At 66.0% G+C, this 13,043-nt stretch carries 16 protein-coding genes; 10 read left to right on the top strand and 6 right to left on the bottom strand.

Annotated elements, in window-relative coordinates; translation table 11 throughout:
• Positions 1-351, bottom strand: a 351-nt coding sequence (locus Rhe02_RS44600; protein WP_275412691.1) for a sigma-70 factor domain-containing protein, incomplete at its 3' end; no start/stop codon positions are given.
• A gap of 90 nt (positions 352-441) precedes the next feature.
• Here Rhe02_RS44600 and Rhe02_RS44605 point away from each other — a divergent pair.
• The 7 genes from Rhe02_RS44605 (at position 442) to Rhe02_RS44635 (ending at position 7,686) form a co-directional block, all read left to right on the top strand.
• Positions 442-1,146: a sporulation protein gene (locus Rhe02_RS44605; protein ID WP_203914616.1), complete on the top strand. Its 705-nt coding sequence runs from the start codon at positions 442-444 to the stop codon at positions 1,144-1,146.
• Between the two features lie 88 nt (positions 1,147-1,234).
• The gene (locus Rhe02_RS44610; RefSeq protein WP_239124461.1) at positions 1,235-2,953 is read left to right on the top strand and encodes an ABC transporter family substrate-binding protein; all 1,719 of its coding nucleotides are present in this window, start codon (positions 1,235-1,237) and stop codon (positions 2,951-2,953) included.
• Between the two features lie 65 nt (positions 2,954-3,018).
• Complete coding sequence (locus Rhe02_RS44615) at positions 3,019-4,011, top strand: ABC transporter permease (RefSeq protein WP_203914618.1); 993 nt, start codon at positions 3,019-3,021, stop codon at positions 4,009-4,011.
• Positions 4,004-4,915, top strand: a complete 912-nt coding sequence (locus tag Rhe02_RS44620; protein WP_203914619.1) for an ABC transporter permease — start codon at positions 4,004-4,006, stop codon at positions 4,913-4,915. The genes Rhe02_RS44615 and Rhe02_RS44620 overlap by 8 nt, the downstream gene beginning before the upstream one ends.
• A complete protein-coding gene (locus Rhe02_RS44625) occupies positions 4,912-5,907 on the top strand; it encodes an ABC transporter ATP-binding protein (protein ID WP_203914620.1) in 996 nt (331 codons plus the stop codon). Before Rhe02_RS44620 ends, Rhe02_RS44625 begins: the two co-directional genes overlap by 4 nt.
• Positions 5,904-6,911, top strand: coding sequence for an ABC transporter ATP-binding protein (locus tag Rhe02_RS44630; RefSeq protein ID WP_203914621.1), 1,008 nt, complete (start codon positions 5,904-5,906; stop codon positions 6,909-6,911). The genes Rhe02_RS44625 and Rhe02_RS44630 overlap by 4 nt, the downstream gene beginning before the upstream one ends.
• Positions 6,912-6,921: 10 nt before the next feature.
• Positions 6,922-7,686, top strand: a complete 765-nt coding sequence (locus Rhe02_RS44635) for a nucleotidyltransferase domain-containing protein (protein ID WP_203914622.1) — start codon at positions 6,922-6,924, stop codon at positions 7,684-7,686.
• Here the strand turns inward: Rhe02_RS44635 and dtd are convergent.
• Both dtd and Rhe02_RS44645 read right to left on the bottom strand, forming a co-directional pair.
• Positions 7,649-8,071, bottom strand: a complete 423-nt coding sequence (gene dtd / locus Rhe02_RS44640) for a D-aminoacyl-tRNA deacylase (protein ID WP_203914623.1) — start codon at positions 8,069-8,071, stop codon at positions 7,649-7,651. The two genes, Rhe02_RS44635 and dtd, sit on opposite strands and share 38 nt — an antisense overlap.
• Positions 8,059-9,498, bottom strand: coding sequence for a DUF7782 domain-containing protein (locus tag Rhe02_RS44645; protein ID WP_203914624.1), 1,440 nt, complete (start codon positions 9,496-9,498; stop codon positions 8,059-8,061). The genes dtd and Rhe02_RS44645 overlap by 13 nt, the downstream gene beginning before the upstream one ends.
• A 24-nt stretch (positions 9,499-9,522) precedes the next feature.
• Between Rhe02_RS44645 and Rhe02_RS44650 the strand changes: the two genes are divergently transcribed.
• Complete coding sequence (locus Rhe02_RS44650; RefSeq protein ID WP_203914625.1) at positions 9,523-10,065, top strand: VanZ family protein; 543 nt, start codon at positions 9,523-9,525, stop codon at positions 10,063-10,065.
• On the opposite strand, the gene Rhe02_RS44655 is transcribed toward Rhe02_RS44650, so the two are convergent.
• Entirely contained in the window at positions 10,040-10,711 is a 672-nt protein-coding gene (locus tag Rhe02_RS44655; RefSeq protein WP_203914626.1) for a hypothetical protein, read from the bottom strand. The genes Rhe02_RS44650 and Rhe02_RS44655 overlap by 26 nt on opposite strands.
• A 36-nt stretch (positions 10,712-10,747) precedes the next feature.
• On the opposite strand from Rhe02_RS44655, the gene Rhe02_RS44660 reads away from it, so the two are divergent.
• Positions 10,748-11,260 carry a CGNR zinc finger domain-containing protein gene (locus Rhe02_RS44660; protein WP_203914627.1) on the top strand — a complete coding sequence of 171 codons (513 nt, stop codon included), beginning with the start codon at positions 10,748-10,750 and terminating at the stop codon, positions 11,258-11,260.
• On the opposite strand, the gene Rhe02_RS44665 is transcribed toward Rhe02_RS44660, so the two are convergent.
• A complete protein-coding gene (locus Rhe02_RS44665; protein WP_203914628.1) occupies positions 11,257-12,204 on the bottom strand; it encodes a winged helix DNA-binding domain-containing protein in 948 nt (315 codons plus the stop codon). The two genes, Rhe02_RS44660 and Rhe02_RS44665, sit on opposite strands and share 4 nt — an antisense overlap.
• A gap of 37 nt (positions 12,205-12,241) precedes the next feature.
• Between Rhe02_RS44665 and Rhe02_RS44670 the strand changes: the two genes are divergently transcribed.
• Positions 12,242-12,610 (top strand): hypothetical protein, encoded by a 369-nt coding sequence (locus tag Rhe02_RS44670; RefSeq protein WP_203914629.1) that lies wholly within the window; start codon positions 12,242-12,244, stop codon positions 12,608-12,610.
• Here Rhe02_RS44670 and Rhe02_RS44675 read toward each other — a convergent pair whose 3' ends face one another.
• Entirely contained in the window at positions 12,611-13,042 is a 432-nt protein-coding gene (locus tag Rhe02_RS44675; RefSeq protein WP_203914630.1) for a hypothetical protein, read from the bottom strand.
• Position 13,043 lies beyond the last annotated feature (1 nt).

Here is a 13,043-nt window from a genome sequence, read left to right on the forward strand (position 1 = left end):
TTTTTCGACGGCGCGGATGAGGCCGAGGTTGCCTTCTTGGATGAGGTCGAGGAAGGCCATGCCGCGTCCGGTGTACCGCTTGGCGATGCTGACCACCAGGCGAAGGTTCGCCTCCAGGAGGTGATCTTTGGCGGCTTTGCCCTCCTTGGCCACGATCTCCAGGTCACGATCGGTGGCGCCCTGTTCGATCAGGTGGGTGGCCATGAGGCCGGCCTCGATCCGTTTCGCGAGGATGACCTCCTGCTCCGCAGTGAGCAGCTTGGTCCGGCCGATCAGGTTGAGGTAAGCCCTTACCAGGTCCGATGCGATGCCGCGCTCGTCGATCTCGTCAAGGTCCAAAGTGGATGTCATCGCGCCCTCTCCCCGTAGTGCTTTGTTTGTTCCCTTACTGTGAAGGAACGGGTGTGAGACGAGTGTGAGCTGCCGAGGTAGGAAAAACTGGTGATAAAGCGGCTATTGCGGGCGTTCGGAGTGGACGGCTCGATGGTTCGCACCGAATTGTCCATCTCACGCTGCCAGCCTGGCGGGCAGCTCGAAGGTACCGTCGAAGTGACCGCGGGTGAGTACCCGATCAAGGTGGGCTATGTGGCCTTCACGCTGCTGGCCAACGGGCTCGACTTCCACACCTGCCAGGTGGTGGAGGGGTTCTCCCTCGGTGCCGGGCACCGCCGCCTCTTCGACGTGACCTACGGCGCGCCGTGGGAGACCCCGCTGACGATGCCGGGTGTCGAAATCTCTTTGCTTACAGAGTTGGAGCTGGCGCGGGCGGTCGATCGCAGCGATCAGGACCCGGTGGAGATCGACCCGCTCCCGGCCCAGCAGGCAATCCTGGACGCGTTGACCGAACTTGGATTTCACCTGGTGGAGTCCAATGTGGAGCGTGGTCGGCTGGTCGGGCTCCCGCAGACATTGGACTTCTATCAAGAGATCGCGTTCTTGCCAGGCAAGCCATATTCTCACAGGTTGAACCGGATAGAGGTCACCTTCGTGGCCACGAGGGAAAAGCTCCACGTGGTGGTGGAGGCGGATCGCCGCGTGCATCCGCTCGCCGAACGCGACGTCTGCGGCCGCTTCGCCGTCGATGCGGCGACCCTTGCTCAAACGCGCTGGCCTGCGCTTTTGGACGAGTGGCTGAGCGCAATATAACGAGATGGCTAAGATTTAGATTTCGCTATTCTGCGATGGCAGTCCCAAAGCGTTCCCTTGGTGCACCCACATTGGAGGGAACATGCATATGAATCGCCCTAGCCGAGGCCTGATCGGTCTCGTTGCGGTTGCCGCGATGGTGTTGTCCGCTTCAGCGTGTGCTGGCGGAGGAAAAGAGGACAAGGGCCCGGACTCATCGATCGGCTTCGCCGAGTGCGTACAGAAGCCCAACACGTGCAACACCGGCAAGACCAAAGCCGGAGGCACGATCGTCTACGGGCTCGGCAAGGACATCAAGGCCTGGAACACGCTCTCGAGCGCCGGCAACACCCTTGAATACTCGTATGCGCTGTTCGGCGTGCTGCCGCGAGTGCACCTCTTCTACCCGGATCTCTCGGTACAGGTGAACAAGGACCTGATGGACTCGGTGGAGATCACGAGTAAGTCCCCGATGACCGTCGTCTACAAGATTAAGAAAGAGGCGGTCTGGAACAACGGCGATCCAGTCTCGGCCGACGACTTCATCTACACGTGGAAAGTGCAGAACGCCAAGGACTGCCCCCTCTGCAAGCCTGCGACCACGGCCGGCTTCAGCTCGGTGGACACGCTTACCGGCAGCGATGGCGGCAAGACCGTAACCATGGTCTTCAAGGACCCGTACCCGGACTGGCAGGGCTTGTTCGTGCCGCTCTATCCCGGCAAGTTCGCCGCCACCAAGGGCGACCTGGCCACCAGTTTCACGTGGCTGGAGCAGAACGTGCCGACCTACTCGGCCGGCCCGTACAAGATTGACAAGTACGAGTCGAACTTCGCGCTCACCCTGGTGCCAAACGACAAATGGTGGGGCGCCAAGCCGCCCCTGGACAAGGTGATCTTCAGGATCATCACCAAGGACTCCGAGCTGATCCCGGCCATGCGCAACCGTGAGATCAACGTGATGGCGCCGATCCCCACGGCCGACCTTGTGGCGCAGGCCAAGGAGCTGTCGGACTCCCACTGGTACCTCGGAAAGAATTTGTCGTGGGAGCACATCGACCTCAACCTGAAGAACCCCGTCCTCGCCGACAAGGCGTTGCGCCAGGCCATCTTCACCGCCATCGACCGGCAGGCCATCATCGACAAGACGGTGGGCCAGTACGCGCCGGGCACCAAGCCGATCGGCAGCCATAACTTCGTGCCGGGCATGACCGCCTACAAGGACCTCGTCGAGTCCACCGGTCAGGGCAAGGGGAACATCGAAGGCGCCAAGAAGATCCTGACCGACGCCGGTTACAAGATCGAGGGCGGCAAGCTGCTGACCAAGGCCGGGACAGCCGTTCCCACCCTGCGGATGCGCCACACCACCGGCAACCAGCTGCGCAAGGACACCTGTGAGCTGGTCGCCGAGAGCCTCAAGAAGCTGGGCATCGACGTCAAGGTCGAGCAGACCGACGATCTCGGCGGCACGCTCACCAAGGGCGACTTCGACATCATGATCTTCGCTTGGGTGTTGAGCCCGCTGCGGATCGGTGGTGCCAAGCAGCTGTGGCACAGCACGAGCGCCAGCAATTACGGCAAGTGGGTCAACCCCGAGTCGGACAAGCTCCTCGAAGAGGCGGCGAAGACCGTCGGCGATGACCCGAAGGCGCACGAGCTGATCAACCAGGCCGACGCGCTCATGTCGGCGGACGCCTACGTGCTTCCGCTGTTCCAGCGGGAGGTCTTCATCTCGGTGAACAAGCAGTACACGAACCTGCGGCCCAACCCGACCAACCACGGCAGTGTCTACAACATCGGCACGTGGGGTCTGCTGGACCAGGCTCAATAGATCCATAGCAAGTAGGGATCCCGGGGTGCCACGCCCCGGGATCCCTTGCCAAGGCAGGAGGAAATATGTTCGCCTTCGCGGCCCGCCGGTTGATGATTTCGATCCCGGTGCTGCTGGTGGCCTCGTTCATGGTCTTCGTGATGATCACCACCTCGGGCGACCCGCTGCAGGCGCTGCGGGTCACCAACCCGCCCACGCCCCCGGAGACCATCGCGCTGGAGGCGCATCGGCTGCATCTGGACATGCCTTGGTACGAGCGCTACTTCAACTGGTTCGGCGGCCTGTTGCGCGGCGACCTGGGCCCGTCGGTGAACGTGCGGGAGAACATCAACGAGGAGGTGTGGTCGCGGTTCTTCGTCACGCTGCGGCTGGTTCTCCTCGCGATGGTGCTGGCCCTCATCATGGCCATCGTCAGCGGTGTGGTCAGCGCGGTGCGGCAATACTCCAAAGTGGACTATTCGATGACCTTCCTCGGCTTCCTTTTCCTGGCGATGCCATCGTTCTGGCTGGCCATCCTGCTGAAGGAGGCGGGGATTTTCCTCAATCAGGTGGACGGCGATTCGGACAGCCGGATCTTCTTCACCTACGGTGATCGATCCGCGTTCCTCGAAGATCCCACGGCGTGGAACAGATTCACTGACGTGGCCGGGCACATGATCTTACCTACGCTGGCGCTGGCGCTGATCACCTTTGCCTCATGGAGCCGTTTCCAGCGTTCGTCAATGCTCGAGGTGCTCGGAAGCGACTACATCCGCCTGGCCCGGGCCAAGGGCCTGCGCTGGCGCAAGGTGCTCACCAAGCACGCCCTGCGCACCGCGCTCATTCCACTCACGACGGTCAGCGCCCTCGACTTCGCTGGCATCCTGGGCGGTGCGGTCATCACCGAGACCATCTTCGGCTGGCACGGCATGGGCCAGTACCTGACCGACTCCATCAACACCCGCGACGCCTACGCGCTGATGGCCTGGCTGCTGCTGGCCGGTTCCATCGTCGTGATCGTCAATCTCATCGCCGACCTGCTCTACGGAGTGCTCGACCCGAGGATCCGCCATGACTGATCAGCTTGAGGTCACGCCCGCGACGAAGGCACCGGAGACCGGGGGTTTCGGGGTGCGGGAACGCACCCAGACCGAGATCGTGGTGCGGCGTTTCCTGCGCCACAAGCTCGCCGTTGGCAGCCTGGTGCTGCTCATTCTGATCGTCATCATCGCCTACGGCGGCGCGGCCCTGTGGAAATATGATCTGCACAGCACTCCGGACATCTCTCAGCCGCCGTCGTGGGAGCACCCCTTCGGCACCGATGGTCCGGGGCACGACTGGCTGGCCCGGGTCTTGCGCGGCCTGCAGCAGTCCATCAAAATCGCGCTGTCGGTGGCGCTGATCGGCACCGTGCTCGGCACGATCTGGGGCTCGATCGCCGGCTACTTCGGACGCCACGTGGACAACGCGCTCATGCGCCTGGCGGATCTGGTCATCATTCTGCCCGGCATCGCGGTCGCGGCGACGCTGGCCTCGCTGGGCGAGGGCACGTGGTGGATGATCGCTGTGATCATTGGCGGGTTGGCCTCCGCCAACGTTTCCCGGCTGATCCGGGGGGTGGTGCTTTCGTTGCGGGAGCAGGATTTCATCGAAGCGGCGAAGGCGCTCGGCGCGAGCGACACCCGGATCATCCTGCGCCATCTGGTGCCAAACGCGCTGGGGCCGACCATTGTGAGCGCGACGATCCTGGTGGCCGTGGGCATTCTGGCCGAGACCGGCCTGTCGTTCCTCGGCTTCGGCGTGCAGTCGCCGGACACCTCGCTCGGCCTGCTCGTCCAGGAGGCCGCCGGCGCGGTCAACACCAGGCCTTGGCTCTTCTACTTTCCCGGGCTCTTCATCATCCTCATCGCCTTGACCATCAACTTCATCGGGGATGGTCTGCGCGACGCGTTCGACCCCAAACAGACGAGGGTGCGCCAATGACAGACGTCCTGCTGGAGGTCGAAAACCTCACCGTCGAGTTCCCCACCGACGATGGTGTGGTCACCGCTGTCCGAGGGGTCAGCTATGAGCTGCGACAGGGAGAGTCGCTGGGGATCGTGGGGGAGTCGGGCTCGGGCAAATCGGTGACCTCGATGGCGATTCTGGGGCTGCTGCCCAAGAATGCGAGGGTCAGCGGCTCGGTGCGGTTTCGCGGCGAGGAGCTGCTTGGGCGTTCAGACAGCGAGCTGAGCGGCTTTCGGGGCCGCAAGATAGCGATGGTCTTCCAGGATCCGCTGGCTTCGCTGAACCCGGTTTACACCATCGGGGACCAGATCGCCGAGGCGATGCTCGCCCACAACCCGGTGAGCAAGCAGGTGGCGCACGCTCGGGCCCTGGAATTGCTTGAGCTGGTGGGAATCCCGAACGCGAAGCAGCGGATGGGCGCCTACCCGCACGAGCTTTCCGGCGGAATGAAACAGCGGGTGGTGATCGCCATAGCCATGGCCAACAACCCGGACGTCATCATCGCCGACGAGCCAACCACCGCACTGGACGTGACCGTGCAGGCGCAGGTGCTCGAAGCACTCGAAGCCGCGCGGGAGATCACCGGGGCGGCGCTCGTGCTCATCACCCACGACCTCGGCGTGATCGCCGGACACGCCAACCGGCTCTGCGTCATGTACGCGGGGCGGCTGGTCGAAACCGGCTCGGTCGACGACATCTTCTACGCCCCGCGCATGCCCTACACCCTTGGCCTGCTTGGGAGTCTGCCCCGCATCGACTCCAAGACCAGGCTCACCCCGATCGTCGGCTCGCCGCCCTCGGCGCTCAACATGCCGCCGGGCTGCCCATTCGGTCCGCGCTGCCCGATGTTCGCCGCGAAATGCGAGGCCGAGGAACCACCGCTGTATTACGCGACCCCCGACCACCACGCCGCCTGCCACTTCCACCAGCGGCTCATCGACGTCAAGCCGGGAGAGATCTTCCAATGACGACAGTCCTCAGGGTGCAAGATCTCGTCAAGCACTTCCCGGTCAGGTCGCGCGGCGTGATCCGCAAACGGATCGGTGACGTGCACGCGGTGTGCGGCGTCTCCCTCGACCTTCAGGAGCGCGAGACGCTGGGCCTGGTGGGGGAGTCCGGTTGCGGCAAGACCACCACGGCTCGGTTGCTGCTCAATTTGGTACCGGCCACGAACGGCGAAGTCTGGTATGGCAAGCGCAACCTGCTCTCGCTGAGCCGCAAGCAGATGCGGCCGTTGCGTCGTGAGCTGCAGATCGTCTTCCAGGACCCGTTCGCCTCGCTGGATCCGCGGATGACGGTGGCGGAACTGATCGCCGAGCCATTGCGCATCCACGGCCGGTACGCCGAAGGCGGCCGCGCCAAGGTGCGCGAGCTCATGAAGCAGGTGGGGCTCAACCCGGAGCACGCCAACCGGTTCGCCCACGAGTTCTCCGGCGGCCAGCGCCAGCGGATTGGGATAGCCCGCGCGCTTGCGTTGGAGCCCAAGGTTCTGGTGCTCGACGAGCCGGTTTCGGCGCTGGACGTGTCGATCCGAGCCGGGGTCATCAACCTCCTCGCCGACCTGCAGCGCGAGCTGGGTCTGTCCTATCTCTTTGTGTCACATGACCTTTCCGTGGTACGCCATGTGGCCGACCGGGTCGCGGTGATGTACCTGGGCCGCATCGTCGAGCTGGCGCCCACCGAGGCGCTGTTCACCCGCGCCGCGCACCCCTATACCCAGGCGCTCATCTCGGCCATTCCGGTTCCGGATCCACGCAAGGAACGCACCCGCCGCCGCATCATCCTCGTCGGCGACGTGCCGAGCCCGGTCGATCCGCCCAGCGGATGCCGTTTCCGGACCCGCTGTTTCAAGTACGCCGAGCTGTCCGAGCCCGAGAAACTGAAGTGTGTCAACGAGGTCCCGGCCCTCGTCGACCGCGGCCACGGCCACCCGGCCGCCTGCCATTACGCCGAGGCGCTGCAAATGCTCTAGGGTGAGGCTGGTGTTCGATACCTCGGAGCTGGAGCGCGTGCGCAAGCGCCTGCTGGAGCTGGCGTCCGCCGACCCCGATGTCGTCGGCGCGGCCGTCATCGGCTCACACGCCCTGGGCCATGACGATCGATGGTCCGACATCGACCTGGCGATCGGGGTGCGGGGCCCCCTGACCGAGGCGCTGCAACGCTGGACCCTTTGGCTGCAAGCCGAATTCGATGTGATGCATCATTGGGACCTGCCGTCCGGCCCGTCGGTCTATCGCCTCTTTCTGCTGCCCGGCCTGATCGAGATCGACATCGGGTTCATGCCCGCAGAGGTCTTTGGACCGCGCGGACCCAACTGGCGCACCGTTTTCGGCTCTCCCGCACCCCTCAAGCCGACGCAGCCGCCCAACGTCGACTATCTGATCGGCATGGCCTGGCACGACGTGCTCGCCGGTCACAAGTACCTGTCACGCGGCCGGTTCTGGCAGGCCGAGCACTGGATCAGCTCGGTACGCGACCAGGTGCTGGCGTTGGCCTGCCTGCGATTGGGCCACCCGACCGGTTATGCGAAAGGCGCCCACCTCCTGCCGGCCTCGGTGACCGAGCCACTGCAAGCCGCGCTGATCCGCTCCCTCGACGAGCCCGAGCTCCGCCGCGCCCTCACCGCAGCCATCGCCGCCCTCACCGACGAGCTCGCCCTCTCCGCCCCCGCCCTCGCCGCCCGCCTCACCCCGTTGCTCGCGCGGGTTGCTACAGATCGAGCAGAACAGTCCGAGGGCCCACGTTGACGCTTTCGACAAGCATGTGGGCGCGGAACTTTCCGGTTTGCACGCTGGCGCCGCGCGCTCGCAACGCGTCGGCGAAGGCGGTCACCAATGGCTCGGCCACCTCGGCCGGGGCCGCCGCCTGCCAGGTCGGGCGACGTCCCTTGCGCGCGTCGCCGTACAGGGTGAACTGGCTGACCACGAGCACAGGCGCGCCGATGTCGGAGGCCGACTTCTCGTCATCGAGGATGCGAAGCTCATAAACCTTGCGCGCCATGGTCTGTGCGGTAGCGAAAGTGTCATCATGGGTCACCCCGAGGAGGACCAGCAGCCCATCCTTGATCTCCCCGACAATCTCTTCGGCTACCGTCACGCTGGCCCGGCTCACAGTTTGGACTACGGCCCGCATGGCACCAGGATTCCGCGCTCGACGAGGTGGTCGATGACTGGCAGCAGGCCCTTTTCCAGGTCCTCGGCCGGGACCTCGTGTGCGGCCGCTAGTAGCGAGAGCTGGTCCCGCAGGGGAAGCGTGCCGGTGCAGCCGGAGACCAGTGCGAGGATGAGTGGATCGATGTCCTCCACCCACCGCAACCCGTTGGGCATGGCGAGCAACTGCCTGTCCACCGCCCAGCCCTCTTCGCCCATGGTGGCCTCCTGGCGCAGCTGAAGTCCTTCGGCGAGACGGTAGCGGGCCTGGAGCAAGTCGTTGTCGCGCAGCCAGTCGCGCCTTTCGAACCACTCGGCGACGCGTAGCCCGAGCGGCGGCTCGACTTGCTGACGCAGGTCTTCGCAGACGACGGTGGGATCGGTGGCGCCGCTGTTGCGGGCGGTGATCAGTCCAAACCCGACGGCGGTGATGCGGTGTTCGCTGAACCAGTCGAGCCATTGCGCGGCGCGGTGGGGGTCGTGTTTCTCCGAGGCGTCGGCCAGCCAGAGACGGACATAGTCGAGCGGATCCTGGGTTTCCCGCTGGATGGCCCATACGTCCAGTCCTGAGCCGGCGAACCAGCCCGCGACGCGATCTTCCCAGTCTTCGCCGTCGATGTGCACCCAGTTCGCCAGGAACTGCAAGGTGCCGCCCTCGGTCAGCAGCGTGGGCGCGGCGGCGGCCAGCTCGGCGCAGACACCGTCGCCGGCGCGGCCCGAGTCGCGGTAGGTGTGGGTGGCGAAGCCGGGCCCGACGACGAAGGGCGGGTTGCTGACCACCAGGTCGAAACGCCTTCCCCGGACGGGTTCCAGCAGGTCGCCGTGCAGCAGCTCCCATTGCACGCCGTTGAGCGCGGCGGTGGTCGCGGCGAAGCTGAGCGCCCGGGGCGACACGTCGGTGGCGGTGACGCTGTCGGCCTGCTGGGACAGGTGCAGCGCTTGCACACCGCAGCCGGTCCCGAGGTCGAGGGCGGTGCCGACGGGTTTGCGGATGGTGGCCCCGGCCAGGGTGGTGGATGCGCCGCCGACGCCGAGCACGTGGTCGGCGGGCAGCTGCCTTCCGGGCTGCGCCGGCAGGTCCGCCAGCACCCACCAGTCGCCGTAGGGTTCCAGGTCGACCCCGGCCTGGTCGCCGATGATGAGGCCCGCCGCGCGTGCGACGTGGACGGACAGCGGGTAGAGCGCTTCGGCGAGGCGCTGCTCGGGTTCGCTTTGCCCGCAGACGAAAACCCGGATCAGGGTGTCGAGCGGGTCGCCGCTGTCCGTCGCGCGCAGGGCAAGGCGGTAGTCGTGGCGTCCGGCGGCGGCCGTGGCGTCGGGGCCGAGTCGCTTCGCTATGCCGGACGAGGTGAAGTTCGCCTGGACCAGAGCTGTTCGTAGGCGGTCGACCTCCGCCGGTTCCAAAAGCACATGGTCACTGTAGGCTGCGACGTCGTGACCCAGGTCTGGCACCACTGGCACCGCGTGTGGATCTACGTGGTGTTGCTGATTCCCGTCGCGGTGCTGGCCGCGGTCGCGCTCAGGGCGTTGCGCCCTTCCGGCTCGTGGCGCCGCTCGGTGGCCGAGGTGGGGATGGTCCTGGGCACGTTGCCCTGGCTCTGGATGATCATGACGCCGATGGAGCTTCCGCCTCACGCCACCACGGTCTACCTGGTCCCGTTCAGCGATCTGTGGGACTCGCTGACGACGGAGAACGCTGTCCCCATCGGCGTCCAGGTCGGGGGAAACCTGCTGGTTCTCCTCGCGTTGGGGTTTTTCGCTCCGATCAGGTTCGCGGCGATGGCCAGCCTGACCCGGCTCGGCGTGCTCGGGCTGGCCTTTTCCCTGACCGTCGAGCTGGTCCAGCACGCCTTTGTGTCGGGCCGGGTGTTCAGCGTGGACGACGTCCTGCTCAACGCTGCGGGCTGTGTGGTGGGCGGCTTGCTCAGCCGCCCATGGTGGAGCGGCGCGCCTACTGCTCCGTCGCCGGCTTCTTGAGCCCTGGCATGTTCAGCTCCTCGGCGGTCGCCCAGGCGATCGCTTTGAGGTCGGCGGTCTCGGGGTGCTCATCCCCGAGCGCCGAGGCGAGCGCGAGCTGCGCGGCGGCGGTCTGGGGGCGGGCGCCTAGCGCCGCGCGCAGCTGAAGCGAGCGCCGCAGCAGCAACAGTCCGGCTTCCCGATCGGTCTCCAGCAGGTAGTAGCCCTGATGGCGGACCACGTAGGACTCGAGGAAGGGGTCGTCGGCGCACAGCTCGCGGGCTCGGGCAAATTCCGCCTTGGCCAGCTCGCTGTTCTTGTGCACGTTGTCCTGCACCACGGCGTGCCAGAAGGCGGCCCAGCCGCCGGGTGTGGCCGCGTAGACGGCGGCCTCGTCCACGTCGGGCCCGCCTTCGAGCTCAAAAAGCTTGTGCCAGTAGGAGATTCTGGCGGTCAGCAGAGTGGCTGTCGCCGGGCTCGCGGCGTTGATGACGCCCATGTCGATCGAGCCGAGCTGCCACATGAATCGGTCTGCAGTGATCTCCGCGCGGAGGTCGGCGGAATAGTCCCCGAGGATGTTCAGAGCCATGTCCCACTGGCCGGCGAGCTGGAGGCGCATTGGCGCGGCCAGGGCGGGGTCGGTGAGGTAGGTGGCGTAATGCATCATGGAGCCTACGATCCCACAGGAGAGGTAGGTGGTCAAATGCTTTATGGTGACTACATCGCGAACCTGACTCAGCTCGCGGTGGACATCTGCAACACCGGCACAGCCCGCGGGCTGGACGGGATCAGCGCGGAGCTGATGACCGCCCACCGGGTCACACCACCGAGCGACGAAGAGCTCGCCGAACTCCTGCCGCCGTTGCGCGCCGCCCTTGGCGCGGTCGTTGGCGAAGCCGACGTTTTGAAAGTCAATGAACTCCTTTCTGGGTACCCGCCAAATCTTCATGTGAGCCTGCATGACGGACCCGAGCACGCCCACCTGCACCACGCCCACGACGGGGAAGCCGGGCTGACCTGGGTCGGCCGCAGCTGCGCGGCCGCGCTGGCGCACGTGGCGTGCGGCGTCCCGGATGTCTCGGTCGGCAGATGCGCGGCCGCCGACTGTGGACGGTTCTTCGTCGACCAGTCCCGCAACCGCAGCCGCAAGTTCTGCAGCAACGCCTGCGCCAGCCGCACCACGGTCGCCGCCTACCGCGCCCGCAAACGCGCCTAGCGCAGACCGAGGAAGCGCTTGAGGTCGTCGGCTTCCTTGTCCCAGTCAGGGATCGGGCCGCCGAAGGATTCCACGGCGATGCTCAGCCGGTCGCCTTTGATCTCGCGTCGCCATGTTCCCCGCACCTCGCCGTCCACCACCACGATCGGCTGCAGGAAGCCGCCTCCGCGCTGGATCTGCTTGGCGTGCTTGGGGTTCAGGATGAAACCGCGATCGCGGTAGCCCAGCAGCAGCGGATCGAAGTGACCGAGCAGCTTGATTCCCGGCACCGGACTGTCCACTGTCGACGGTCGGTCCAGCTTGCTGAACCCCTGTCTCGCCTCGGTCAGGGACAGCCCGGACCAGGCGGCGAAGTCCTCCGGCTCCGCCGGCGCGTGCCCGGCAAGGTAACGCTTCGCCAGCTCCGCCAGCGGGTCCTCGGGCCGGTCGCCTCCGTCCGGCAACGGCTCGTAGACCTTGCCCCGGCGATGGATGAGACCGTGCATGGCCGCCGTCGCCACGAGGTAGGCCTCCGCTTGACCCGCGGCCACGTCCAGGCCTTGGTTCCTTGCCGCAGCAACGATTTCAGCCCTCGTCGCCGGGCCTAGCTCGCGGATCACCGGCAGCGCCTCTTTGATCAGCTCGTCGGTGAGCCCGAGCTGATGCCGGCGGCCGCGCTGCTTGCTGAGGAACCGCGGCCCCAGCAGCTCGACCAGCCAGCGCGCGTCCTGAGCCGCGACCAGATGCAGGGTGCCGCGCATGACCCAGGTGCAGATCAGCTCTCGCGACTGGGTGACCTGCTGCGCGGTCACTGTTTTGGCTGCCCGCGGTCGCACGGCGTAAGCGGCCACCCACTCGTCCTGTGCCTGCAGCCCCACCAGATGCGCCACGACTTTTTCTGCCGTGCCAGGCGGTTTGGCCAAACCTTGGGAGCGCATTCGCGCCGCTGCCAGCTTCGCGATCATCAAGCGGTTACCTTACTCGTCAGGGTACCCTGACATCATGATTACCGTCGAATCGGTCGAGCAGGATTCCACTCTGCAGACCGCGGTCACCCGCTACAACGACCTGCGCATGCGCGACGCCCTCGGCTCTCCTGCCCTCGACAGCGAGCAGGCCCTGGAAATGCTCGCGCTCGGCGAGGTCATCATTCGCAAAGCCGGTTACGGCCGCCAGCTATCCGTGCGGTCGGCCCGGTCGGCGGGCGCGTCGTGGGCGCAGATCGGTGCCGCGCTTGGCATTTCGAAGCAGTCGGCGTGGGAGGCGCATGCCCGCTGGATCTCCGATCAGGCCGAGCAGCACCGCCGTACCGGGCTGGAAGGCTTCGACGCCGCCGACGAAGCCGCTGCCCGAGCATTGCTGGAGGAATAGCTAGCCGGAGACGACGTGCAGGAAGACGGTGCCGGTGTTCAGGTCCAGCCGGACCAATCCGGCATAGGCTTCGGTCTTCACGTGCCGTTCGAAGTCGGCGTTGGATTGCCAGTCGGCCGCGGCGGGGAGGTAGGGGCGCAAGGCTTCGTTCACCTTGACCTGCGCGTCGGGGGGCGACCCCGGCCGAAAGATGTATCTGCCTTTGATCGTGGCCAGATCCTCTTTGCTCAGCACGACCAGCGCCTGAATCATGATATCGGTGGGCCCGATAACGTTCGGGTCGCTGGCGGGCCAGCCCTGCCAATGCGCCTGCGCGAAGTTGCCAAGCCCGGGGAACCTTCTGGTGAGCGGGTCTCGGTCGGTGCGCAAGGCGGGCGTGCTGGCCGAGGGATCGGTGCGCGGCGCAGACGCTGCCGGCGAACAGGCGGCCATG

It is taken from the genome of Rhizocola hellebori (assembly GCF_016862955.1).
GTDB classification, from domain to species: Bacteria; Actinomycetota; Actinomycetes; order Mycobacteriales; family Micromonosporaceae; genus Rhizocola; species Rhizocola hellebori.

Bases quoted from the DNA above. Each gene is read 5' to 3' on its own strand.
- Rhe02_RS44610 (WP_239124461.1), top strand. From the start codon at position 1,235: ATGAATCGCCCTAGCCGAGGCCTGATCGGTCTCGTTGCGGTTGCCGCG.
- Rhe02_RS44615 (WP_203914618.1), top strand. From the start codon at position 3,019: ATGTTCGCCTTCGCGGCCCGCCGGTTGATGATTTCGATCCCGGTGCTG.
- Rhe02_RS44620 (WP_203914619.1), top strand. From the start codon at position 4,004: ATGACTGATCAGCTTGAGGTCACGCCCGCGACGAAGGCACCGGAGACC.
- Rhe02_RS44625 (WP_203914620.1), top strand. From the start codon at position 4,912: ATGACAGACGTCCTGCTGGAGGTCGAAAACCTCACCGTCGAGTTCCCC.
- Rhe02_RS44630 (WP_203914621.1), top strand. From the start codon at position 5,904: ATGACGACAGTCCTCAGGGTGCAAGATCTCGTCAAGCACTTCCCGGTC.
- dtd (WP_203914623.1), bottom strand. From the start codon at position 8,071: ATGCGGGCCGTAGTCCAAACTGTGAGCCGGGCCAGCGTGACGGTAGCC.
- Rhe02_RS44655 (WP_203914626.1), bottom strand. From the start codon at position 10,711: ATGATGCATTACGCCACCTACCTCACCGACCCCGCCCTGGCCGCGCCA.
- Rhe02_RS44660 (WP_203914627.1), top strand. From the start codon at position 10,748: ATGCTTTATGGTGACTACATCGCGAACCTGACTCAGCTCGCGGTGGAC.
- Rhe02_RS44665 (WP_203914628.1), bottom strand. From the start codon at position 12,204: ATGATCGCGAAGCTGGCAGCGGCGCGAATGCGCTCCCAAGGTTTGGCC.
- Rhe02_RS44670 (WP_203914629.1), top strand. From the start codon at position 12,242: ATGATTACCGTCGAATCGGTCGAGCAGGATTCCACTCTGCAGACCGCG.
- Rhe02_RS44675 (WP_203914630.1), bottom strand. From the start codon at position 13,042: ATGGCCGCCTGTTCGCCGGCAGCGTCTGCGCCGCGCACCGATCCCTCG.